Raw genomic sequence first — 774 nt, forward strand, 5'->3', positions numbered from 1 at the left:
TTCGCCGTTTCTACGCTTTAAAAAAGGGTGCACCATATCGCCCTGTATCGGCCCCGGACGAACAATTGCAATTTGAATCACCAAGTCGTAATAGGTTTTAGGCTTTAAGCGCGGCAACATACTCATTTGTGCACGAGACTCTATTTGAAACACACCAACCGTATCTGCATTTTGGATCATGGCATAAACATTTGGATCGTCTTGCATGCGTGTTAAATCTGCCAAACTCAAACGACGACCATAGTAATGGTGTATCAAGTCAAATGACTTTCTAATCGCTGTTAGCATGCCTAACGCAAGCACATCGACCTTCAGCAAGCCTAAACTTTCTAAATCGTCTTTGTCCCATTGAATCACTGTACGTTCTGCCATACTGGCATTTTCAACTGGAACCAATTCATATAAGGGGCCAGAGGAAATGACAAAGCCACCAACGTGCTGTGATAAATGACGAGGAAAACCAACAATATCATTGACCAGCTGAATGAATTGTTTTCCCTTTAAAGAGTCGGGCTGTAGGCCTAGTTCAATAATTTGCGCCTGCCAGCCCAAAGAGCGATCACGCCGATTGACATTTTTAATAAAAAAATCCAACTGTGTTTCAGCGATGCCTAGCGCTTTCCCAACATCTCGAACGGCGCTTTTGAATCTATAACTAATCACTGTTGCGGCTAGTGCAGCGCGCTCTCGACCATATTTTTGATAAATATATTGAATGATTTCTTCACGCCGTTCGTGCTCAAAATCAACATCGATATCTGGTGGTTCATCCCG

At 43.3% G+C, this 774-nt stretch carries 1 pseudogene; it reads right to left on the reverse strand.

Annotated features, from left to right (window positions below):
• Window positions 1-774: pseudogene (locus A3738_RS17980) on the reverse strand (error-prone DNA polymerase); the annotation flags it as partial.

The sequence above is a fragment of the Oleiphilus sp. HI0066 genome, assembly GCF_001635725.1.